Below are 24,037 nucleotides of genomic sequence, written 5' to 3'. Positions count from 1 at the left end.
TTGTGACTTCACCACATCACGAGGTCGCTATCGCAGCGACCCAATACTGGCTGGAAAAAGTCGTTATCGGTGAGAATTTTTGTCCGTTTGCGAAACGAGAATATGAGCGCAAACGCATACATTTTCAGCTGTGTACTAACGACTCATTCGACGAACAAGTCGTCGCAGTATTGAAGGAATGTCAACGCTTACTGGACAACAGTGAGATAGAAACTACATTGATTATCTACGCACCGCCATCAGAAGAACTTTCTGCTGGCAATCATTGTATCGGTGATTTTAATGATTTTCTCGGTGTCGCTGAACATGCTCAAGCATTGATGTCCGAAGCGGGACTCGATGGCGAATTACAACTCGCCACCTTCCATCCGGATTATTGTTTTGCCGGCGAACATCAGGAATCAGCCTCCAACTACACCAACCGCTCTCCGTTTCCAATACTCCATCTCATTCGAGAAGCCAGCATAGAGCGTGCGCTAAAAACGTATAAAGATCCTGAATCTATACCTGATATCAATATTGCCCGAGCAGAAGCGTTAGGTGTTGAACACTTTACTGCATTGCTCAAAGCATCATTACAAGCGAACAATTAAAGTTATCCGCCGACATCTTCAACACTTACTGATTGTTAGGGTCTCCGGCGTCAGGCATTGCCTCAACTGACGCCTCGGCAACAGGTTCAGTCAACAACTCAAAACGTTGCTTATTTAACTGACCAAACGTAAAACTACTGAGCTCGAACAACCAATCTTTTAGCCAAGGTGAAGAGGCCAACTGATAACTCGCAAAGTAACGCTCTTCATGCTTGTACAAGTCAATGGAAAGGCTTTCCTTATCAGTATCAAACACGATAGTGCTCTGCAGTGTAAGATCATCAGCCACACTATTTCGCTCGACAACGTCTTCAAAACGCGCGGTTAACATAGCGTTTAAGGTACTTTGCAATATGTTAGGGAAAAGCAGCTTTTCTTCACTGCTTTGCCCAACCAGTTTCCAAGGCGTCGCCGCAGGACCGGTGTCAGCTGACGCTGTTACACGCTCAACTTCCCAACTATCCTGACCAATCAGTCGCGCATGGGACACAGAATCAAGCGAAAGCAACGGAATCGGATTTTGCAGCCATGCTGATGCCGATTCAGGTAATACTAATGATTGATTAATTTGCCAGCTTTGTGCGTTATCAGGTAAGCGCACGAAACTCCCCAAGCCACTGGTTGCTTGCTTCCCAACCAAAAGCGTAAAGGTTTGCGTATCAGTTTTAAGCTGCAACAAATGAGACTGAGCGTCCTCTGAGTTTACAGGTTCTACTCCTAAACGCGCATAATTCTCTGGATTGCTTGTTTTGGCCTCAATGATCTGCGCATTCTTTAACGAATCAATAAGCCCCGACAAACTGTCAAAGTCTACGGGTAAGCGAGCATACTCACTTAGATGAAAAGCCTGCCACTCATCCCCTTCACGCTGAGCTCGCAATAACAACTGGTCTCCGCTTTGAATGTCAATACGGGTGACATTGGGTAATGCATCTTCAAAATCACCCAACAAAGCGGTTTGCAATAGCTCAGGTTGTGCAGCATCTTGCTTGAGCAACCAGACACTGCCAGAGACCGCCAACATTAGAGCGATCGCTAACCCAATCAATGTCGATGTTTTCATTCTAGTTCATCCCTTAAGATAATTGCTGGCGCGTCGCTTTAGTGCGCAATATGCGTGCAAAGAAAAACAATAAAATCGCGAGCAGCAAAGGTGCTACTGCTATATTAATAAACTTCAACCAGTTGCCCAATGTGTCGATATCCCGATCCAATTGGAAGCGTACGTCACGTAGCTCTTTTCTGATCTCAATGCGTTTTTCCACAAACTCATCAATTGCAGCTTGTTGCTCAGGCGATACCACTAACGCACCGGTGTCTTGCTGGGCACTCTGTAACTGTGCCAATTGATTCTCGGTTTCCGTCAATTGCTGCTGCAAACGTTCTTCTTGCTCTCTGAATTTAGCCTCTGCAGCTACTTCAAGCGCTTCAACTTTAGTAAATGGACGCGCGAAAGTGCCTCGACTTCGAACACTGATAAGTGAGTCGCTGCCACTTAGGTTCTCAACCGCATTGGTAAACAAGTCTCCATTGTTTGCAAATGGCGTAAAGATCACCTGACCGAAAAAGTTACTCTGTTGAACCCAAAAACGATCGGACAATAAATCCGCATCCGCCACCACAATAAGGTTTAATCTATCACTCTGCTTTAACCATTGTGTATCACCAGCCTTTTGCTCTGTGAAAGCTGATTTAGCTTTTCCAGAAAACCGAGCTGCGATTGTGTATTGCTGTTCATCCGCAGCAAATGTTCGAGATAAGACTTGAGGGTCCTGCGTTGTCGCATAAACACTGGTATTCAACAATTGGCTGTTGTCGCTGCTTGTTATCAACGGCAGCATGCTCAATGTCGAGCTTTCAGCTAGCGAAAGAGAACCAACAGACGCGGCATTGATGCTTTCAAGATTCGCTGTCACAACATCATCACTGTCAACAGCAGCAGTATCAAATCCTAGAATACCAAGATGGCGAGCCACACCGCCTTCAGGTGTGCGCACTTCCAACCCTAAGTTTGCGTCGAGCACCACATTGGCATTATCAAACTCAACTCCCCAACTTGCCAGCAACGGAAAAACAGTGGCATTAGCGCCCATTCCGCCCATCATTGCCATAGCATCTGACTCATAATGAGGGTCGGCAAATACCAACAAGCGCCCACCGTTCATCGCGTATTGGTCTATTGATTGCAACAATGGTTCTGGCAAATTTTTGGGGTGAGCGAGCATAAGAACGTCAGTATCTTCCGGTACTTCATTGGCATCGGAATTCAGCAAAGTAACGTCGTAAAGTTGTTCCAATTGACTGTATATGACCATGGGTGGATCAAATTGCCCTGACATAGGGTTTTGCCCCCCAGTCAGCGCAAGATCAGAAATGATTGTGACCTTAACGCCCGCATTGTCACTTAATTGATAAATCAATTTGCTGATGTCGTACTCTAAAAAGGTCTCTTTCTGAGGGTCAAAGAAACCGATAATTTGTTGATCATCAACGGCATTGGTACCCGCCAGACCAAAATATACTGACTCTCCGATTTGTCCAATGGCTGCGCCCGTAAGACCGTATTGAGCCGCTTGATCTTCTGACTCTGAGAATGGCACAGGGTCAATCACGTGCAACTTGATCTTACCATCAGCGAAAGTCTCATATTCACGTAACAAGCTTTCTACGCGATTGGCATAGTTGCGCAAACTGGTCATGCCCTTGGTCGCCGTATCTGAGTAGAAGAAATATAAGTTTATCGGCTCTTCAATATCCGCAATGACTTCTTTACTGCCCTGTGACAACGAATAGACCTGATTTTCAGTTAGGTCGACACGAACGTTATCCAGCAATTGATTGTTCACTATTACCAGTGAAAAAAACAGGCCTGCCAGTAGCAATAAGCCAAGCGTAAAAGAAAATATTCGATTCATGCTTAATCTGCCTTTTTCTGTTCAATGATAATGAAGTTGGCGAGCAGGAAAATGGTCACGACAATAATGAAGTAACCCGCATCATTAAGCGCCAACACACCTTTTGCCATAGCCTCGAAATGGGTCAAAAAACTAAACGAGGCGATAGTGTCCAACACCCAAGCAGGTGCCCACCCTTGAAAGGCATCGAGCACGACGCTACTACCACTTAACACAAATAGAAAACACACCACTACGGCAAGAATAAATGCAATCACCTGATTCTTAGTCATCGCAGACATGCACATGCTAATAGCTAGAAAACCACCTGCCATAAACCAACTGCCGATATAAGCGGCTAGTATAATGCCATTGTCTGGATCGCCCAGATAATTCACCGTCAACCACAGTGGAAATGTCAGCACTAACGATAAACCTAACACTGCCCACGCGGCGAGAAACTTACCCAAAACAGCTTGAGAAACAGTCACCGGCAGAGTCATCAATAATTCAATGGTGCCTGACCTTCTCTCCTCGGCCCAGCTGCGCATTGCAATAGCTGGCACCAAGAACAAATAGAGCCATGGATGAAAATTAAAAAATGGCAATAGATCGGCTTGACCACGTTCGTACAGTTGGCCAATAAAAAACGTAAACACACCACTTAACATTAAGAAAATCGTGATAAATACGTAAGCAACCGGTGTAGCAAAAAAACTCGCAAACTCGCGACGAAAAATAATGCCTACAGTGCTCATGCTGCTTTCTCCTCAGTGATTTGTCGAAACACTTCATCTAAACGCCCTTGTTCAATGAAGAGCGTATCAACGGGGAGTTTTCTGACCTGAATGTAATCTGTTACCAGGTGCAAAATATGCGCATCAGGCTCAGGGAATAAAGTGACCCGCCCTGTCACTTTGTCTATTTGCATATCGGCCACTCCATCCAGTTCGAGTAAGCCGGAGATGTCAGCCTGGTAGCTCAAATGCAAGGTAATCGCTTTGTGATACTTGGAGAGTTTAAGCAATGCCTCTGGCGTATCGTCAAAACGCAACTGGCCATTTGCGATCACCATCACCCGATTACACACGGCGGTTACTTCTTCCAAAATATGGGTTGATACGATTACCAACTTGTCTTTTGACAAGTGCTGAATAAGCTCTCTTACCTGATGTTTCTGATTCGGGTCCAAACCATCGGTGGGCTCATCGAGTATCAAAATCTGCGGATCGTGGATAATCGCTTGGGCTAACCCCACACGTCGCTTATAGCCTTTGGACAGGTTATCGATTGGCTTGTCTAGCACCGATTGCAACTCAAGTTGATGAATAACGGTGCTGAGTCGCTCTTCTTTATGCTTACCCTTTAACTTGCGAATATTCGCGATAAAGTGCAAAAACTGAATAACCGTCATATCGCCGTAGGCCGGAGCACCTTCTGGCAAGTAACCAATTCGTTTTTGCACTTCCTTGCTGTCTTCACTAACGGATACACCATCAACCGTTATTTCACCATGGCTGGGGGCAAGAAAGCCGGTTAGCATTTTCATGGTGGTTGATTTACCTGCCCCATTGGGCCCCAAAAAGCCGACGATATCGCCTGGCTCAATGGAAAAAGATAGATTATCGACGGCCTTAAAGTCGTCAAAGTATTTACTGAGTTGGCTTACTGAGATCATAGTTGTCTTATTCTCGTCTCATCCAAAATATGCATTAATTGCTGAATAGGGTATGTGTCGCTTCACAACACATGCACGCGAGACATTGGGGCGACTGCACTAAATTCAATACCGCAACAGATAAAAAAAGACCTGCAAGGAAGCAGGTCATAAAGTTGGGATCCGTGAAACATACATGCCATAGCAAATTTGTTATGACAGCTTCACTGTACCGTTTAAATGTGAATAATGTATGACCACTTCCAGTGTATGTGTTGCAGAGTGTTTCAAAGCAGCGATAATAAGCCAACTTTTCGCTATACTCGCCCACTCATGACCACCAATAACCTTCAAATACATCCGATAGGCAAAATCGAAACGCCTTTCAGTGAAAAGTTTGGTATTCCAAGGCAAGGGGTTATAGCAGACGGTGTGGAAGGGATAATTCACTTTGAACCAGAGTACAGTCATCCCGACTATATTCGAGGAATTGAGCAATTCTCCCACCTGTGGTTAATTTTCGCTTTTGATCAACACGTTGCACAACCACATAGTGCCCTTGTGCGCCCACCGAGATTAGGTGGCAATGCAAAAATGGGCGTGTTTGCCACAAGAAGTTCATTTCGACCAAACCACCTTGGTATGTCTTTGGTGCGTTACCTCGATCACTCATTTGATCAGGGGCAGTTAACCTTAACAGTGAGCGGGGTCGACTTACTTACGCAAACACCGATATTCGATATCAAGCCTTACATTCACTACAGTGATTCAATCGACGACGCTCAATGCGGCTATGCGAACCTAGCCCCATCAGCTAGGTTATCCGTTGTTTTTAGTGAAATGGCTAAAACGCAGCTCTTAACTTATCAAAGCACCCTGCCACAATTAAAAAGCGTAATTACGCAAATGTTGCGTCAGGATCCACGCCCCGCATATAAGCAACAGAAAGAAGACCCCAAGCACTACGCATGCCGCGTGTATGATCTCGATGTAAAGTGGCACGTTGACGGTGATAAAGCGATCGTGAGTTCACTGGAAAAGAGTTAAAACCATTAGCATCTGTAATAATCTGACCATCATAACCACGTCAAACCCAAAAGGCTTTAAAACCCAATCAGTTGGAAGTAATAAACACCAATATTTGCAACTTTTTTCACCCCAAAGCCAATTAGCTTTTGCCATCTAAATAGCGGCTGATAGAATACCGCATTTACACTTAACCACGAGACACAGAACGGCATGCGCACGAGCCAATATTTGCTATCCACTCAAAAAGAGACACCTGCAGATGCAGAAGTAATCAGTCATCAGCTTATGCTACGCGCGGGTATGATCCGCAAACTAGCTTCAGGGCTCTACACTTGGCTACCCAGTGGATTGCGTGTGTTAAATAAAGTTGCTGACATCGTGAAATCTGAAATGAATAAGGCCGGTGCTATTGAAGTACTGATGCCAGTCGTTCAACCGGCTGATTTATGGCAGGAGTCTGGCCGTTGGGATGAGTATGGTCCAGAACTATTGCGCATCAAGGACCGCCACGCGAGAGATTTTGTATTGGGCCCAACTCACGAAGAAGTGATCACAGCCTTGGTTCGTAATGAAATCAGTAGCTACAAGCAATTGCCACTAAATCTATATCAAGTACAAACCAAATTCCGCGATGAGGTTCGCCCTCGCTTCGGCATCATGCGCGGACGCGAATTCACCATGAAAGACGCCTATTCTTTCCATATAGACCACACTTGCCTGCAAGAGACTTACGATAAAATGCACCAAGCCTACTGCAATGTGTTTAGCCGCTGTGGCTTAGAATACCGCCCTGTGGTAGCAGACTCCGGCGCAATCGGTGGAAGTGTTAGTCATGAATTCCACGTGCTAGCTGAATCAGGCGAGGACGACATCGTATTTAGCACTGGCTCTGATTACGCGGCAAATATTGAAACCGCGGAAGCGTTAGCCGTCGGTGACAAACAACAAGCAAGTGCTCAGAGCGAAAAAGTTGCCACACCAAACGTTGGTACTATTGAGCAAGTGTGTGAACACTTCAATGTCGATGCAGCACAAACCATAAAGACTATTATAGTGGTCGCGGCAAGCGCAGAAGACCCAACAGCTGCTAATGCGCCGCTGGTTGCATTGGCATTGCGAGGTGATCATGCACTTAATGAAGTAAAAGCGGAAAAGCTTGAAGCTGTAATGGCGCCATTAACCATGGCCAGTGAGCAACAACTGCGAACAACTCTGGGCTGCAGTACTGGCAGTGTTGGACCGCTAAATATATCCATACCTTTGATTGTCGATCGCAGCGCCGAGCGCATAGCTGATTTTATATGCGGGGCCAATGAAGATGGGTTCCACCTCCAAGGCGCCAATTGGTCAGGTGATGAGAGCATTGCTGATATTCGCAATGTTGTGAAAGGCGATCCTTCGCCAGATGGTAATGGTGAGTTAGATATCCGTCGTGGGATCGAAGTGGGTCATATTTTCCAATTAGGCGATAAATACTCTCAAGCTATGAACTGTGGGGTACTCAGTGAGACCGGTAAGCATGAAATACTGCAAATGGGCTGCTATGGTATAGGTGTATCACGCATTGTTGCCGCTGCAATTGAACAAAACCATGACAAGTACGGCATCATATGGCCAGATGCAATTGCGCCATTTAAAGTAGTTTTGATCCCCATGAACATGCACAAGAGTCATCGCGTGAAGGAAGCGGCTGAGGCGATTTATCAACAATTAGTCGACTTGGGCATCGAAGTATTATTTGACGATCGTAAAGAACGACCGGGTGTTATGTTTGCCGATATGGAGCTAATAGGTATACCTCACCATATCGTTGTCGGTGAACGCAACCTTGACAATCAACAAGTGGAATACAAGAATCGCCGTAGTGGTGAAAAACAATTGATGACGTTGGACGCGGTCGCAGAGTTCATCCAACAAGTGTAAATAACGATGGGGATAGTATGCAGGTAACATTTTACGGTGTAAGAGGCTCTATCCCCACGCCTGGAAAGGAGTACATTCGATACGGCGGCAATACTGCGTGTGTTGATGTCGCGTTGGAAGATGGCTCTCACATCGTATTAGATGCCGGAACGGGGATCCGTGTCCTAGGTAAGAAGCTGATCGCTGAACAGTGTCCTATTACGATTATGTTATCGCACAATCATTGGGACCATATTCAAGGCTTTCCTTTCTTCGCCCCCATTTATCAACCGGGTCGAGAAATTACGATTATCCCTGGAAAAGTAAATGATGGTAACGCGCGCGCGGTTATTGAACAGATGCAAGGCTCTCTATTCCCTGTGCCATTTGAAGTTCTACAATCCAAAATTGAACTGAATGTATTCGACGAAAACGAGTGGCAATCCGGCACTGCACAGGTACAACGTATGGCGATCAATCATCCGGGCGGCGGCTGTGCATACTCGATAACCGAGGGTAATACTAAGTTGGTGTATTTGACCGACAATGAACTCTACCCTCCATACAAGAAAAATAGCGACTTCTTAGAGTTTGTTGAATTTTGCTGGGATGCAGACCTACTGATCCATGACGCCCAATATATGCTGAGCGATATGCCCGCAAAATCTGGCTGGGGTCATTCGGTAGCCGAAGAAGCGGTAAAGCTGGCGATGGCAAGTAACAGTAAACAGCTTGCACTCTACAGTCACGATCCTGAGCGTACCGATGATGACGTAGATGCAATTATCGCGCACTGTAGAAAGTTCATTCAAGCCGCGGGCTCACCGTTACATTTATTCGCCTCATACGAAGGTCAGTTAATCGAATTCAATTAATCCGTAAGGACACGACATGCGCAACAAGGCTGCAGCAGTTCTGATTGGCTTACTGGCAAACAATGCGTTTGCACAAGAACCACAAACAACAGAATCTTCAGATGATATGGCGCCTTCTATTTTAGACAGGCGCGTTAAAGCAGACAAAGTTGCCATAGAGAACCCATTCTCATTTAGTCAACATCGTAGAAACTACCTTTTACCAGCAACGCATATTTCCAACCCAAACGGTATCGGCAATCAGGCTCTCACGGAAGAAACCATAGACAACGTAGAAGCCAAGTTTCAGATCAGCGTAAAGATTCCGCTGTATCAGCGTAATGAAGGCATTGATGGGTTATATTTTGGTTTTACTGCTGTCTCATTTTGGCAAGTATACAATGATGAGGCATCTAAACCTTTTCGGGAAACTAACTACGAGCCTGAGGTTTTCTATCAATGGCAAGCGGATATTTCTTTTCTTGGGTATCGCTTTAACGCAGTACAAGCAGGACTAAACCATCAAAGTAATGGTCAAAGTGGCATTCGTTCACGCAGTTGGAATCGCCTAACTGCTTCAGCCTTGTTCAGTGATTATGATTCAGTCTACTACATAAAATCGTGGTGGCGCCTGCCAGAGGATGACAAGATAGACATCAATGACCCCACTGGCGATGACAATCCAGATATTCATGACTATTACGGGCGCATGGAATTTGGCTACGGCACGGTTTTCGGCGAAACCGAATTTTTTATGCGATGGCGCAATAATCTCAAATTAGATGACAACAGGGGCAGTATAGAATTAAACCTCACTTACCCCCTAAATAACCGATATCATTTGATGTTCCAGTACTTCAATGGCTACGGTGATTCTTTGATTGATTACAATCGTCAACAGCAACGTTTTGGTGTGGGACTTCAATTACGCTTTTTGTAACGGCGAGTAGGGTTTACTGACCACATCGGCGGCATAAAATAACTGCATATGAACGTCCACCAGCTTATCGATATCCCGTTGGTATCCACCACCTATTACAGCTGCTACCGGTAAATTTCGTGCTTGGCAGGAATCAAAAACGAGTCTATCTCGGCGATAAACGCCTTCAGTACTTATCGACAAATGACCAAGATCATCATCAACATGGATGTCCACGCCTGCATCATAAATCACAGCATCCGGCGTTGCTGCGCGTAAAGCTAAATCAAGCGCCTCCTCTACTACGGTCATATACTCAGTATCTTGCGTCCCTTTGGATAAAGCGAAGTCTAAATCTGAGTGCTGTTTACGATAGGGAAAGTTCTTTTCACCGTGCAATGAAACCGTATAAATATTCGCGTTACTCTCAGCTAACTTAGCTGTGCCATCTCCCTGATGTACGTCACAATCAAAAATCAGTACGCGATCTACATCGTTATGTGTCAGCATGCTCAACGCGGCCAAATACAAATCATTCACCATGCAAAAACCGCTACCATAATTAGCAAAAGCATGATGATAGCCCCCGGTCAAATTTAACGCTTTACCGTACTCCAATGCCAAATTCGCGGTCATTACCGTACCCGCCGCGGCAGTTAAGGTACGTTTAATCAACTGCTCAGACCACGGAAAACCTATTCGTCGCATCGCTTTAGCATCCAGAGTTCCGGACACCAGTGCGTCTATGTAACCGGGCTCCATCACACCTTTTATTTCGTCCATTTCAAGTGGTTCAGGCTGATAAAAGCGACCATGCTCAACGCCTTCTTTTATCAGTCGATCATGAATGCCTTGGTATTTATCAATCGGGAAGCGATGACGTTCAGGTAAATCCAGTTGACTGTAAATAGGATGAAAAACCAATGGGACCATGCAAGGAACACCTTTAAAACCAAGTACCAGCGACAATATTGGCTCGGAGAACTGAGCGGTTACCCGATGACATATTGAATGTCACCGAGCATACCGTTATATGCCGCAGCGTTAAAGGGGAACGCAGTGTTTTAAGTGCCGCCTTTGGGGTTCAACATAGCAACTATTGAATCGACTTGCTGAGTCGCCTGTTGCATATGCTCGGTAACATCTTTACGTGCAGCAACCCCTCGGTATTGCTCAGCCAGCGTAGCAATTTGTTCGGCAACTTGCGCAATAGTATTCACCGCCACATGTTGCTGCTCAGTAATATGCGAAAGCTGCTTGGCTTCCTGTTCCGTTTGCTCCACACCCGATACAACGGTTGATAATATTGCCAACGCATTACCCGCCTCTTCAGCATTGGTGTCTGATAGCGACTTGCCTGTATGCATTGCGGCAACAGCACCTTCAGCTTCTTGCTCAAAGGCGGTTAGAATGGCGTTAATCTCTTTGGTCGAGTGCTGAGTTTTTGCAGCCAATGCGCGCACTTCGTCTGCGACTACTGCAAAGCCTCTACCTTGCTCACCCGCTCTGGCCGCTTCAATCGCAGCATTGAGCGCGAGTAGATTGGTTTGATCGGCAATTTCATTGATCACATTGACCACACCCAGAATATCGCGGCTTCTCTTCTGCAATGCTTCAACAATTTGCCCTGACTCCGTTACCGTCTGAGCAAGTGTAGAGAACCCTTGGTTCGCCTGTTCAAACGTAGCGTAGCATTTATTCATGCTCGTATTTGACTCGCGCGCAACCTCTTCCACACGTGAGACGATCGAGACTAATGCGTCAACGTGCTGCTGAAATTCATGCGTGGTTGTATTCAAGCGTTGAGATTCATCACGCTGGCTCAATGATCCATTGTGAATATCCCGTGTAACCGAAATCAGTGTCTCATTCGCTTGGTTAACATGCAGCTCCGCATTAGTTAATACCTCGATCGTCTGCTTCAGCTTTCCATGCAAAGTGCGAGTTGCCTCGGCCAGGATCCCCAACTCATTATCACTTCGGTAATCCAATGTTAGCGCATAGTCTCCACGCGAAATCCCTTCCAACTGTTGTGCAATAAGCTTCACCGGCTTAATCACCTGTGAACGCAAACGTCGGATTACATATACCACCGTCAAAATCGTGATCGCAATTAACGCCACAATGAGTAAAACCAGCGTAGTACGAGTACTGGATTGTAATGACGCCAAAGAATCACCCGCTTGTTGCCCAATCATCAGTTTCAAGTCCGTCAGCAACTTCGCGGGCTCTCTATCTATCCCTTTTACGGCAAGATCGCCGACTTTAGGATCAAACCCGGCATTGATATAGGCTTGATATCCTTCGCGGTATTTCTCTGCCATCACATTATGCGCGGCTAAAAACGCATTAATGGTTTGCTTGGCCTTTTCTGATACAGCCGAATTACCCAGCATCCTTCTCAGTGATTGCTGAATAGTGCTTTCTCTTTCTTGGAAGCGTGTCCAATATTTTTCGCGGTTTTCGTCATCATGGCCACGCAATAGCACATTCTTCCATTCCTGCACTTGGGTTTTAAAATCACTCAATACCGTTGCCACATCACGCTCAGCTTGTACGACAGTATTTTCGAGAGTTTCAAAGCTATTCAGTACAAGGTTAGTCTTTACAACACTGATACCCGCGAGCGTTGTCAGGATAATCAGACTGATAAGGACAGGTAAAATCACTAACGTGCTTACACTCTTATACTGTGGCATGGAAGGCTCCTCTGAAAATCAAGTATTCAACACCAGAATTGTGACACCTACGTGACAAGGCATCCTTAAACCCCGCGATCGCTGTTTGTTTAACCATAGACGATTTAAAACACACGTCTAATATGCCACACTGCGTGCAGGTGAATTGAATAATAAGAAAACGCTGATGCAATCACACGATGCAACACCACTGAATGATTTCATTGAATACCCTGAAGCCGAAATGCAACAACGGTCAGCTGAATTTTATGCTGATATAAAACGACGCCACAGTATCCGTAAATTTAGCGATAGAGACGTACCGCGCAGTATTATAGAAAATTGCCTAAAGGCGGCAGGCACAGCGCCAAGTGGCGCCAACCACCAACCTTGGCATTTTGTCGCTATCCATTCCCACGACGTAAAGAAGCAAGTACGCGAGCAAGCCGAGGCGCATGAGCGAGGATTTTATGAAGGTCGAGCGGGTGATGAGTGGTTAAACGCACTCAAACCGTTAGGTACCGATGCAGACAAACCCTACTTAGAGCATGCCCCTTGGTTAATCGCCATCTTTAGCCAAAAAAAAGGCGGTATTAACAGTGGCGAAAAGCAAACCAATTATTATGTGCATGAATCGGTGGGTATTGCCACAGGCATGCTCATTACAGCCTTGCATCACAGCGGTTTAGCGACGCTAACCCACACGCCAAAACCGATGACATTTTTATCTAAGATCTGTCAGCGCCCGGATGATGAGCGCCCCTACATGCTATTAGTCACGGGATATCCAGCGGAAGACGCTACCGTGCCCATTCATGCACAACAGAAAAAGCCACTGGAAGAGATTTCGACGTTTTTGTAATGAATATTGATAGCGACATATGTTGTCTATTAACGAAAACGAAACATAGCCCGTTTTGCACATACAAACAAAACGCCTATGGTTGATGCGTCAATCGACGAAATAGAACCATCATCGTAAGTGCAATCAGCCAACCTAACGTTGTTGAGCCCCCCCCATTAGAAACTTGTTCTAGTTGTGGAGTGGAGGCCTGCTTGGTTATGTTAATCACGATTGATGCGCCAGTGGTCAGAGTCGGTGTACCCGTGTCTGTAACTTCAGCGCTTATGGTCACTTGAGTAGAATTAAGATTTGAAGGATTAAAATTCAACTCTATTCCATTGGTAGTGTAATCAGACAACCCTGAAACATGCCATTCGATCGTATGCAAATCCTCACTATTCTGGTCAGATATAATGGCCGTAACGTTTACAACGCCATCGCTTGTTGAGACCGAAGTGGTTTCATTCGACAATTGAACTGCGCGTAGCGAAACTTCAGGGGCTATATTTTGCTCTTGCTGAATATCACGACCAAAATATATGTTGTCTAGAAATACCGTACCATTTCCGGTTATTTTCAACTGAAATACGCGCTCCAGATCGGGTACTGTAAATACCGATAAAGGGATCTTCACCGACTGCCAAGACTGTTGCTCTACGTCAATACTGAAAGGGTTTTCTAGCGGGCCCGGACTAATTGCATAGACATCTAGCCCATTCGCATCGTAAGTCCAGTAGTCAATGCTCAAGTAGTCCATTCCTGAGACATTTTGCATATTCTGAGCAAAATCGATGCCCTGATAATTTAGGTTGCTGTATTTAAGAGTCCTATTCCCTTCAATTAAGATGTTCTCAACTTGAGTCACTTGCCCCCAGTTAGGGTTATATTCGACATCAGAAATATTGTTATACGCATCACTAAAGATTGAAATTGCATTTTCATTGGGTGCAGTCGGCGTTGGCGCTGCAATCGTGGGTTCTGTGACTATCTCACACCCGACATCATTGACCGGAACGCCGACCGGTGTATTAGGGCATTGGTCTTTGCTATTACTCACACCATCATTGTCGTCGTCAGCAATCACGGGAGTATTTTCATTGCATGAAGTCCACTCATTCGCATCGGTTTTTTCGCAATGAGCGACATAATCAACTTCCATCACAGCCGTGTTCAGGGTTGGCTCAATAGCGCCCCCTAAATTTCCGCCGATCGCTACATTCAGCAACACAAACATTCGCTCTTCGTATTGACTGCAATCAGAAAGATCGTGTTCAACAACGACTTCATCATTCATGAAGAACGCAATGTTATCTGCGTCCCACTCGATGGCATAGGTCGTCCATTCCATTACATCTGGGGAGCCACCTGAATATTGAATACGCTGCTCAGCGCCGCACCTTCCAGTATTGAAAAAGTTCGTAATGTAACGGTCGCCATTGTTGCTATACCACTCCCACACATCTATTTCACCGGCACCGGGATTTGGCCAAGGTATGTTGTCATTATCACCTTTAATCGGTTGCTCATTAATACGATTTTCGAGCATCCAAAACGCTGGCCAAGTGCCCCCCTTCAATTCTAAGAAACGGATCCTAGCTTCAATGCGGCCATACAAAAATTCACCTTTGTCTTTGCTATTGAGTCTACCTGATGTCCAAGGACGCAGTTGGTTATCCACACCGCTACAGTTCACTTGTCCTTTTCGTGCAATAATCTTTAGTGTGCCATCGGACACATCATAGTTCCGAATTTCAGACGTATCGTCGTCGGTGTAACACTGTACCTCGTTGTTATAGTTTGCTTGCGTCTGTGCTGTCCATTTACTTAAGTCGACGCGATCACCTTCGAATTTATCTATCCAAGTCACTTCCCAACCAGCGACTAATGCAGGGCTTATCAACAGAAAAAGGAGTAATAAAAAAAGTAGGGGTAGGCTTCGAAGCGTTGGCATAGGAGCGATTTTTCTGCAGAGAGATTAATTATCTACCATAACAATCACATTTGAGAGTCTTCAATTTAGATTCGGCAGAGCGGTTCAGCCATACGCTCAAATTGATTATTTTAAGCTATCAAGTACTTTAAGTGGCTACTTGGTGCGATAGCATTTCGAGGCCTGAAAGCAAAAAAAAAGCCCTGCAATGCAAGGCTATTCGAAAATATCACTCTTGAAAAAGGTCTATAACAAGTTGATTTTCAATTCCTGAAGTCAGTCGCTTATTCCCACTCAATCGTCGCGGGCGGCTTACCTGAAATGTCATAGACAACTCGCGATATACCATCAATTTCGTTGATAATACGGTTCGACACATGACCTAAGAAATCATACGGTAAATGCGCCCAATGAGCAGTCATAAAGTCGATGGTTTCAACTGCTCGTAGGGATACGACCCAATCGTATTTACGCGCATCACCCATTACCCCAACAGAACGCACAGGTAAGAATACAGTAAAGGCTTGGCTAACCTTGTGATAAAGCTCCGCACGATGCAATTCTTCAATGAAAATGGCATCTGCTCGGCGCAATAGATCACAATATTCTTTTTTGATCTCACCCAACACGCGAACACCCAAGCCTGGCCCTGGGAACGGGTGGCGATACAACATGTCATAGGGCAAACCTAGCTCAAGACCAATTTTACGCACTTCATCTTTGAACAATTCACGCAATGGCTCAACCAAGCCCAATTTCATGTCCTTAGGTAACCCGCCTACATTGTGGTGAGACTTAATTACGTGTGCTTTACCTGTTGCAGAACCTGCTGACTCAATCACATCTGGATAAATTGTCCCTTGCGCTAACCACTTCGCATCGCTGATATTGGCTGCTTGTTCGTCAAAAACTTTAACAAACTCACCACCAATGATCTTACGTTTAGCTTCAGGATCCGCTTCTCCCGAAAGTGCAGTCAAGAAACGCTCCTCGGCTTCCACTTTTATGATATTCAAGCCAAAGTGATTGCCAAACATGTCCATGACTTGCTGACCTTCATTCAGTCGTAACAGGCCGTTATCCACAAATACACAGGTTAATCGGTCACCAATTGCACGATGTAACAACATCGCAGTCACTGAAGAATCCACGCCGCCTGATAAACCAAGGATCACGCGATCGGAGCCCACTTGCTGTTTAATCCGCTCAACGGCATCTTCAATAATGGCTGAGGGCGTCCATAGTTTTTCACAGCCACAAATATCCATTACGAAGTGTTGTAAAATCCGCTGCCCCTGACGAGTGTGAGTCACTTCTGGGTGGAATTGAACCCCGTAAAACCGCTTCTCTACATTGGCCATTGCAGCATGAGGGCAGCTCGGTGTTTTGGCTATAGTGCTGAAGCCAAGCGGTATTTCTGCAACCTTGTCACCATGACTCATCCACACATCAATCAGTGCATTACCATTGTCGCCGATATGGTCTTCAATATTGGCAAACAAAGATGTCGATTCCATTATCTCAACTTGAGCGTAACCAAATTCACGAATGTTTGAGCCCTGAACTCGTCCACCGAGTTGTTCCGACATAGTTTGCATGCCATAGCAGATACCTAATACCGGTACACCTGCTTCGAAGACATATTCTGGTGCGCGAGGAGAGCCACTTTCAGTAACAGACTCTGGTCCACCGGAGAGGATAATGCCATCGGGATTAAACTCTCGGATTTGAGCTTCGCTGACATCCCACGCCCACAGTTCACAGTAAACCCCTATTTCACGCACGCGACGTGCAATCAATTGAGTGTATTGAGAACCAAAATCGAGGATCAAAATGCGTTGGTCATGGATATTAGTGGTCATTGTCGCTTTCCTAAAAATAAAAACGCGCGGCCTATAGGTCGCGCGTAAAAAAGATGCTTATGGATTAACCTAAACGGTAATTGGGCGCTTCTTTCGTAATACTCACATCATGCACGTGAGATTCTCCCATACCTGCAGCAGTCACTTTAACAAACTGCGGTTTAGTGCGAAGTTCATCAATTGTGCCACAGCCGGTAAGCCCCATGGCTGAACGAAGGCCACCCATTTGTTGGTGAATGATGTTAGCAATTGGGCCTTTATAAGCCACTCGGCCTTCAATACCCTCAGGTACCAATTTTTCAGCATTATTGCTGTCTTGGAAATAGCGGTCTGAAGAACCATGGCTTTGGTTCATAGCGCCCAATGATCCCATTCCACGGTAGGATTTGTAATAACGCCCTTGATACAATTCGACATCGCCTGGGGCTTCTTCAGTACCCGCCAACATGCTACCGACCATTACACAGCTAGCGCCAGCAGCGATAGCTTTAGCGATATCACCAGAATAACGAATACCGCCGTCGGCAATCACAGGAATATCCGTACCTTTTAGGGCTTCAACCGCATCGCTTACCGCCGTTATCTGAGGAACACCACAGCCCGTTACGATTCGGGTAGTACAAATTGAGCCTGGACCAATACCGACTTTAACAGCATCTACCCCTGCATCAGCCAATGCCTTAGCCCCTTCGCTAGTTGCCACGTTTCCTGCGATAAGCTGAACATCCGGATAGGCTTCTCTAATGGCTTTAACACGGTCAATAACGCCTTGTGAGTGACCATGAGAGGTATCAATCAATAAAACATCTACGTTAGCTTCTACCAGCAACTTGATGCGCTCATCAGTACCTGGGCCAACACCAACCGCGGCGCCTACACGTAAACGCCCTAATTCATCTTTACAAGCATTAGGCTTACTTTCTGCTTTTTGGAAATCCTTAACCGTAATCAATCCGCTTAATTTGAAATGCTCATCTACGACTAAAATCTTCTCAATGCGATGTTCGTGCATCAAATCCAAAACTGTTTCTGATGGAGCACCCTCTTTCACTGTGACCAAGCGCTCTTTCGGTGTCATCACTTTACTGATCGGTTGATCAAATCGATTCTCAAAACGTAAATCGCGTCCGGTTACAATTCCGACTAAGTTATTGTCGGTATCGATAACAGGGAAACCTGAGTAGCCTAATTTCTTGCTTAACGCATTAACTTCACCAATCGTAGCCGTTGGCATTACGGTTACAGGATCAGAAACCACACCACTTTCATATTTTTTCACTTCACGCACATGGTTGGCCTGCTGTTCTGCAGTCATGTTTTTGTGGATAAAGCCAATGCCACCTTCTTGCGCAAGTGCAATTGCCAGGCGAGCTTCTGAAACAGTATCCATGGCGGCTGACACCATCGGAATATTCAAATTAACACGGCGTGTTAAACGGGTTTTTAAACTGGCAGTATGTGGAAGAACTTGCGAGTGACCAGGCACCAACAAGACATCATCAAAAGTAAGGGCTTCTTTAGCGATTCGGAGCATGCAACAACACCTACAGAATAAGGTTTTAATTGCGGCGCAATTGTAGTGTTTTTTGTATTTCAGGTAAACTTACATTTGCATAAAAGACTATAAAAATTCTAACTATGATAAAACCACCTGCTGACCTTAGACAAATTTACTCCGTAACCAAGCTAAATCGCTTTGTTCGATCGCTCCTAGAAGGAGAGATAGGGACCGTTTGGTTGTCAGCAGAAATATCCAACTTCACAGCAGCTGCTAGCGGACATTGGTATTTTACCCTCAAAGACAGCAAAGCTCAGATTAAAAGTGCAATGTTTCGCGGTGCTAATAGTCGCCTGCAATATCGCCCTAAAGAAGGTGACAAAGTGTTGGTGCGCGGGAATTTGTCCTTATATGAACCTCGTGGCGATTATCAACTGATTGCTGAATACATGGAGCTCGATGGCCTTGGGAATCTACAAGCAGCGTTTGAGGCACTTAAAGCAAAACTGAACGCCCTTGGCCTTTTCAATACAGATCGTAAACGCCCTTTACCAAGCACGATAAATACTGTTGGGGTCGTAACCTCAGCTTCAGGTGCTGCTTTGCATGATATTCTGACGGTTCTAAAACGTCGCAGCCCTGGCACCAAGGTGATTGTGTACCCTACACAGGTCCAAGGGGAACGAGCTCACTTAGAAATTATCAATGCCATAGAAACGGCTAATTCACGACGTGAAGTTGACGTGCTTATTGTTGGCCGCGGTGGTGGCTCTATTGAAGACCTATGGTGTTTTAATCATGAGCAATTGGCCCATTGTATAGCGCAATCGACGTTACCGGTTATCAGTGCTGTCGGCCACGAAGTTGATATTACTATTGCCGATTTAGTCGCTGATTTACGCGCGCCAACGCCGAGCGCTGCGGCTGAGTTGGTCAGTCAAGACCGTCAGGCGCAATCTAATACGCTAAACGCGTATCAAAGACACTTATTACAACTCATGCAGCGCCATTTTGCGTTATATAGGCAACAACTTGCATCAAGCCGAGCCGGTATCGAGCGCAACCACCCAAGTAGTAAACTGAATACTCAAGCGCAACGTTTAGACGATTTGCAGCGACGACTGGACAGCAGTACCCGGCGTTCTATAAGTGCGACCCAAAATAATATAGAGCAATTACAGCAACGTCTTCTGCGGGCTTCCCCGCTTAAACAAATTCAGCGCAATCAGACACAATTACACAATGAGTTCGAACGGATCCAACAAGGTATTAAGCGACGTGTAAATACTGGCCAACATGATATTCAGCGACTGGCTGCCGTGATGCACTCACTCAGCCCTTTGGCTACCTTGAGTAGAGGTTTTAGTGTCACCTACCACAACGAACGTGTACTTCACGACAGTCAAAATATTCAGACTGGTGATCAAATTACCACTCAATTAGAACAAGGTCAGATCATCAGTGTGGTGAAAAGTACTCATAAGTAGAATAAAAGCGCAAAACTCAAAGAAAAGACCTCAAAGACTTCTTATCTTTAGCTCGCTAGATTAGTAATAAAATGAAGCAAACATTTGTGAAATTGACAAACAACCGAATACTGTATACATTTACAGTGTTATGGCGATAAAAACTCTTCAAGTTCGGGTCAAAGATAAGCACATCCCCTATCTGTGCTCACAAGCGATAAAGGTTAATTATGTTTGGAATTACATTAACCAACTAAGCTCGCGTGTAATTAAAGAGAAGAGAGTGTTTTTAAGTGATTACGATATACAACGATTCACGAATGGAAGTTCTAAGCTTATAGGCCTGCACAGCCAAACTATTCAAGAGATATCAAAGGAATATGTAACTCGCCGTGACCAATATAAGAAACATAGGCTTGCTTGGAGAAAATCACGAGGAGCGAAACGCTCACTAGGCTGGATCCCTTTAAAATCAGGCTCCGCCTCATATCGAAATGGGCAAATATATTTTAACCGCAATTATTTCAAGGTATGGGACAGTTTCGGTTTGTCTAAGTATACATTCAAATCTGCCTGTTTTAGCGAAGACTCCAGAGGTAGGTGGTATTTTAATGTTTGTGTCGAATTCCCACCAAATCAGTCTGAAGGAAAGAGTATCGTTGGTATAGATTTAGGTCTGAAAGATGTTGCCACCGACTCTAACGGAGTGAAAATAAGAGGCAAGGATTATCAATATCTTGAACATAAGTTAGCGGTAGCCCAACGCGCAAGAAAATCAAAATTAATTAAGAACATACATAGTAAAATTAAGAATCGCAGAAAAGATAGATTACATAAATACAGCCGAAACCTAGTAAACAAAAATTCAGCTATTTTCATAGGGAACGTATCAAGCTCAAAATTCACTAAAACTAGAATGGCAAAGTCAGTCTTTGATGCTGGCTGGGGATTATTAAGGACTATGCTGGAATATAAATGCGCTCACGCAGGTATAGTCTATTCGACCATTAATGAGGCATATACCACCCAATCATGCTCAATCTGCGGCTCTAATAAGAACGGCCCCAGAGGATTAGCAGGACTTGGAATAAGAGAATGGACATGTGAGTGCGGTATCACTCATGACCGCGATATAAATGCAGCAATGAACATTCTCGCGCTGGGGCATCAGCGTCTCGCTGGAGGAGTCCCTCGGTAGATTAGGGGGAAGATGTCAAAGATTGATGATTTTATGAGCTTTTTTTCACTTGCAGTTCTGCTGTCAGTAGGTCATTATCCAGCATCCATAAAAGGGAGGCTTTACAGTTGTCGACGGAATTTTTTTGCAGTATCTGGACACGCTCATGCGCCACTGCTATCGCACTTTCTATAAGTGCTCATACATATGCATTGTCAGTATCAACTGAATCGCACGCGACATTGCCTCCGGTATCTATTTTTTCTTCCTATTCCAGTGATGCTGTGATCGCACCGTGTCAGGAGTCGTCTCAAGCCAATGCTTGTGTTGAGGATTACTTGTCGCCTCGAGGTTTTTATGACGCGTTAACAAACGCGGAGAGCTTCGTTAAAACCGCCGCCAGCGAAGATGGTTTTGACTATGAGATTTTAGTCGCCAATGTACTGATCCCGTCTCACAACGCACAAACAGATACTGACTTTTTCACCATGGTGACGGAATTTGATGTCACCTGGCGTTCGGTTCCATTAGCGTCATATAAGTTTGAGTATGGACTTGCACAGACATTATCCGCTGATGAAAAACTTCAATTCACGCAACGTCTGGGTAATGCCTTTATGGATAAAGCCAGAGCCGAAGGGGTGTTCGATGCTGATTATCTGTTCTCACACCTAAACGCCAGCAATTACTTAAAAGATTTGCAACTGCCACAATCTATCGATGCGTTTACATTGGATGATTTGCAACTGTATCACGATCCTCTTAGAGGCGCGGTCGCACGCTACACACATCCTGAATACCCCAAAGACATCATAGACGTATTTGTCTATCCTGTTTTTGACCCAATGGCCAATTCCAGCAACAGTGAGCCTTTAGCCAAAGAACTTGAAAAGGATATAAACGATATATCCCTGATCGCACAAAGTCGTGAAATCGATGAAATTCGCATCAGTGATATTCAAGCAATTGATTGGCAAATAGACCGTGAAAATTATCAAGGTAAGTACTTTGATGTTGCAGCAGTGGATGACAGCGGAGAGCCTTTGTTCACCACAACCTATGTGTTCCAATCTAAAGATAAGATCATCAAGTTCAGTGCTAACTTTCCTGGTCGTGTTGCTACACACATGATTAAAGATGCGCTACCTAAAATCAGCGTGCCAGAGCCATCACAATTAATGCAATCGCTGCGTCAGCACCCGCAAGGCTAAATTTTCACGGCCAATAAAATAGAGAAGCGTTTATCAAGCAGGTTACACATTATGTTAACCTGCCTTGCCCTTTATTTCTTCTTGTGAAATGACATCATGCGGCGGCGTTTACGTTGCTGTGCAAGGGTAAGCTGGTTTTTCTTCCCTTCAAACGGATTAGCGCCTTCCCGAAACTCAATTTTAATGGGCGTACCCATGGTTTTCAGCGCTTTCCGGAAATAGTTCATCAAAAAGCGCTTGTAAGAATCGGGTAAGTCTTGAACCTGATTGCCATGAATTACAATCACCGGAGGGTTATATCCACCGGCATGTGCATACTTCATTTTAACGCGGCGTCCACGCACCAATGGCGGTTGGTGGTCTTCTTGAGCAATTTCCATAATACGTGTCAGCAAGGATGTGTTGACACGTTGAGTGGCTGAAGCGTACGCCTCTTGTACCGACTCAAATAAATGCCCTACGCCGGTGCCATGCAGTGCAGAAATAAAATGTAGGCGGGCAAAATCAATAAAACCGAGACGTCTGTCAATCTCACGCTTAATGTCTTCTTTAACGTCAGTATGCAGTCCGTCCCACTTATTCACAGCCAGTACCAAAGAGCGACCCGAATTGAGTACAAAGCCTAACAAACTAAGGTCCTGATCAGTGATACCTTCTCGTGCATCAATAACCATCAACACCACGTTTGATGCTTCGATGGCTTGTAATGTCTTTACAATGGAAAACTTCTCAACCGCATCGCTGACTTTCTTGCGCTTACGTACACCTGCTGTATCAATCAATATGTACTCGCGCTCATCGCGTTCCATCGGAATGAATATGCTGTCTCGCGTCGTACCGGGGAGGTCATACACCACAACACGCTCTTCACCCAGAATGCGATTGGTCAGCGTCGATTTACCCACATTAGGTTTACCAACGATTGCCAACTTAATAGGCAAACCTTGTAGACGCTCAAGTTGCGCTTCAGCGTCTTCTTCACTGTTCGGCTCTACCTGCTCAACCAATGCCATATCCGGAAAGTCTTCCAGTAATGGCCTGACTGACTCGTTTAGCAATTGACTGACACCGCGGCCATGCGCTGCTGCAATTTGATGAATATGACCAAGACCTAAGGCAAAAAACTCTGCACTTTCACTGTCTCCGTCAATGCCATCCACCTTGTTGGCCACAACGTACACTTTCTTTTGAGATTTACGCAAGTGATCGGCGATACCTTGATCTGCTGGGGTCAATCCCGCTCTGGCATCCACTAAGAAGAAAACAACATCAGCCTCTTCAATCGCGAGTAGCGACTGTTCAGCCATTGCGGCATCAATGCCTTCCTCGTCACCTGAGATACCACCGGTATCGACGACAATGAACCCAAGGCCGTCTACTTTTGCCTGACCGTATTTACGGTCACGGGTAAGGCCTGGGAAATCTGCTACCAGCGCATCTCGCGTGTTCGTTAGCCGATTAAATAATGTCGACTTACCAACGTTCGGGCGTCCGACTAATGCGATTACTGGTAACATATTAAA

General features: G+C 45.2%; 19 protein-coding genes. 9 read left to right on the top strand and 10 right to left on the bottom strand.

Going from position 1 to position 24,037, the window contains the following annotated elements:
• The first annotated feature begins 2 nt into the window (after positions 1–2).
• Positions 3–593 carry a DUF1415 domain-containing protein gene (locus tag CSH93_RS11005; protein ID WP_240615575.1) on the top strand — a complete coding sequence of 197 codons (591 nt, stop codon included), beginning with the start codon at positions 3–5 and terminating at the stop codon, positions 591–593.
• 25 nt (positions 594–618) lie between these two features.
• Here CSH93_RS11005 and CSH93_RS11000 read toward each other — a convergent pair whose 3' ends face one another.
• The 4 genes from CSH93_RS11000 to CSH93_RS10985 are packed head-to-tail and all read right to left on the bottom strand — an operon-like array spanning position 619 to position 5,165.
• Positions 619–1,656, bottom strand: a complete 1,038-nt coding sequence (locus CSH93_RS11000) for a DUF4340 domain-containing protein (RefSeq protein WP_100643279.1) — start codon at positions 1,654–1,656, stop codon at positions 619–621.
• A gap of 13 nt (positions 1,657–1,669) precedes the next feature.
• Positions 1,670–3,508, bottom strand: a complete 1,839-nt coding sequence (locus CSH93_RS10995) for a GldG family protein (RefSeq protein WP_100643278.1) — start codon at positions 3,506–3,508, stop codon at positions 1,670–1,672.
• Between the two features lie 2 nt (positions 3,509–3,510).
• Complete coding sequence (locus tag CSH93_RS10990) at positions 3,511–4,245, bottom strand: ABC transporter permease subunit (protein WP_100643277.1); 735 nt, start codon at positions 4,243–4,245, stop codon at positions 3,511–3,513.
• On the bottom strand, positions 4,242–5,165 hold the full coding sequence (locus tag CSH93_RS10985; protein ID WP_100643276.1) for an ABC transporter ATP-binding protein: 924 nt from the start codon (positions 5,163–5,165) through the stop codon (positions 4,242–4,244). Before CSH93_RS10985 ends, CSH93_RS10990 begins: the two co-directional genes overlap by 4 nt.
• Positions 5,166–5,477: 312 nt before the next feature.
• On the opposite strand from CSH93_RS10985, the gene tsaA reads away from it, so the two are divergent.
• The 4 genes from tsaA (at position 5,478) to CSH93_RS10965 (ending at position 9,869) form a co-directional block, all read left to right on the top strand.
• Positions 5,478–6,191, top strand: a complete 714-nt coding sequence (gene tsaA / locus CSH93_RS10980) for a tRNA (N6-threonylcarbamoyladenosine(37)-N6)-methyltransferase TrmO (protein WP_100643275.1) — start codon at positions 5,478–5,480, stop codon at positions 6,189–6,191.
• A 192-nt stretch (positions 6,192–6,383) separates the two neighbouring features.
• Complete coding sequence (locus CSH93_RS10975) at positions 6,384–8,096, top strand: proline--tRNA ligase (RefSeq protein WP_100643274.1); 1,713 nt, start codon at positions 6,384–6,386, stop codon at positions 8,094–8,096.
• A 17-nt stretch (positions 8,097–8,113) separates the two neighbouring features.
• On the top strand, positions 8,114–8,950 hold the full coding sequence (locus tag CSH93_RS10970; RefSeq protein WP_100643273.1) for an MBL fold metallo-hydrolase: 837 nt from the start codon (positions 8,114–8,116) through the stop codon (positions 8,948–8,950).
• Between the two features lie 16 nt (positions 8,951–8,966).
• Positions 8,967–9,869 carry a phospholipase A gene (locus tag CSH93_RS10965; protein ID WP_100643272.1) on the top strand — a complete coding sequence of 301 codons (903 nt, stop codon included), beginning with the start codon at positions 8,967–8,969 and terminating at the stop codon, positions 9,867–9,869.
• On the opposite strand, the gene CSH93_RS10960 is transcribed toward CSH93_RS10965, so the two are convergent.
• Together CSH93_RS10960 and CSH93_RS10955 are read right to left on the bottom strand one after the other, a co-directional pair.
• Positions 9,855–10,781 (bottom strand): histone deacetylase family protein, encoded by a 927-nt coding sequence (locus tag CSH93_RS10960; RefSeq protein ID WP_100643271.1) that lies wholly within the window; start codon positions 10,779–10,781, stop codon positions 9,855–9,857. The genes CSH93_RS10965 and CSH93_RS10960 overlap by 15 nt on opposite strands.
• A 131-nt stretch (positions 10,782–10,912) precedes the next feature.
• Entirely contained in the window at positions 10,913–12,547 is a 1,635-nt protein-coding gene (locus tag CSH93_RS10955) for a methyl-accepting chemotaxis protein (RefSeq protein WP_100643270.1), read from the bottom strand.
• Between the two features lie 166 nt (positions 12,548–12,713).
• On the opposite strand from CSH93_RS10955, the gene CSH93_RS10950 reads away from it, so the two are divergent.
• Complete coding sequence (locus CSH93_RS10950; RefSeq protein ID WP_100643269.1) at positions 12,714–13,388, top strand: nitroreductase family protein; 675 nt, start codon at positions 12,714–12,716, stop codon at positions 13,386–13,388.
• A gap of 76 nt (positions 13,389–13,464) precedes the next feature.
• Here the strand turns inward: CSH93_RS10950 and CSH93_RS10945 are convergent, their stop codons facing one another.
• The 3 genes from CSH93_RS10945 to guaB form a co-directional block, all read right to left on the bottom strand.
• The gene (locus tag CSH93_RS10945) at positions 13,465–15,321 is read right to left on the bottom strand and encodes a glycoside hydrolase family 16 protein (protein ID WP_100643268.1); all 1,857 of its coding nucleotides are present in this window, start codon (positions 15,319–15,321) and stop codon (positions 13,465–13,467) included.
• A 263-nt stretch (positions 15,322–15,584) separates the two neighbouring features.
• Positions 15,585–17,162 (bottom strand): glutamine-hydrolyzing GMP synthase, encoded by a 1,578-nt coding sequence (gene guaA / locus CSH93_RS10940; RefSeq protein WP_100643267.1) that lies wholly within the window; start codon positions 17,160–17,162, stop codon positions 15,585–15,587.
• 64 nt (positions 17,163–17,226) lie between these two features.
• Positions 17,227–18,696, bottom strand: a complete 1,470-nt coding sequence (gene guaB / locus CSH93_RS10935) for an IMP dehydrogenase (RefSeq protein ID WP_100643266.1) — start codon at positions 18,694–18,696, stop codon at positions 17,227–17,229.
• Between the two features lie 104 nt (positions 18,697–18,800).
• On the opposite strand from guaB, the gene xseA reads away from it, so the two are divergent.
• The 3 genes from xseA (at position 18,801) to CSH93_RS10920 (ending at position 22,514) form a co-directional block, all read left to right on the top strand.
• Complete coding sequence (gene xseA, locus CSH93_RS10930; protein ID WP_100643265.1) at positions 18,801–20,147, top strand: exodeoxyribonuclease VII large subunit; 1,347 nt, start codon at positions 18,801–18,803, stop codon at positions 20,145–20,147.
• 130 nt (positions 20,148–20,277) lie between these two features.
• Positions 20,278–21,324: an RNA-guided endonuclease InsQ/TnpB family protein gene (locus tag CSH93_RS10925; RefSeq protein WP_205663289.1), complete on the top strand. Its 1,047-nt coding sequence runs from the start codon at positions 20,278–20,280 to the stop codon at positions 21,322–21,324.
• Positions 21,325–21,431: 107 nt separating this feature from the next.
• A complete protein-coding gene (locus tag CSH93_RS10920; RefSeq protein ID WP_100643264.1) occupies positions 21,432–22,514 on the top strand; it encodes a hypothetical protein in 1,083 nt (360 codons plus the stop codon).
• A gap of 71 nt (positions 22,515–22,585) precedes the next feature.
• Here CSH93_RS10920 and der read toward each other — a convergent pair whose 3' ends face one another.
• Positions 22,586–24,031: a ribosome biogenesis GTPase Der gene (gene der / locus CSH93_RS10915; protein WP_100643263.1), complete on the bottom strand. Its 1,446-nt coding sequence runs from the start codon at positions 24,029–24,031 to the stop codon at positions 22,586–22,588.
• Positions 24,032–24,037: the final 6 nt, after the last annotated feature.

The sequence above is a fragment of the Neoalteromonas facilis genome (genome assembly GCF_002807665.1).
Classification (GTDB): Bacteria; Pseudomonadota; Gammaproteobacteria; order Enterobacterales; family Alteromonadaceae; genus Alteromonas_E; species Alteromonas_E facilis.
The sequence above is the reverse complement of the archived record's forward strand: the minus strand, read 5'-3'. Positions and strand labels throughout refer to the sequence as shown.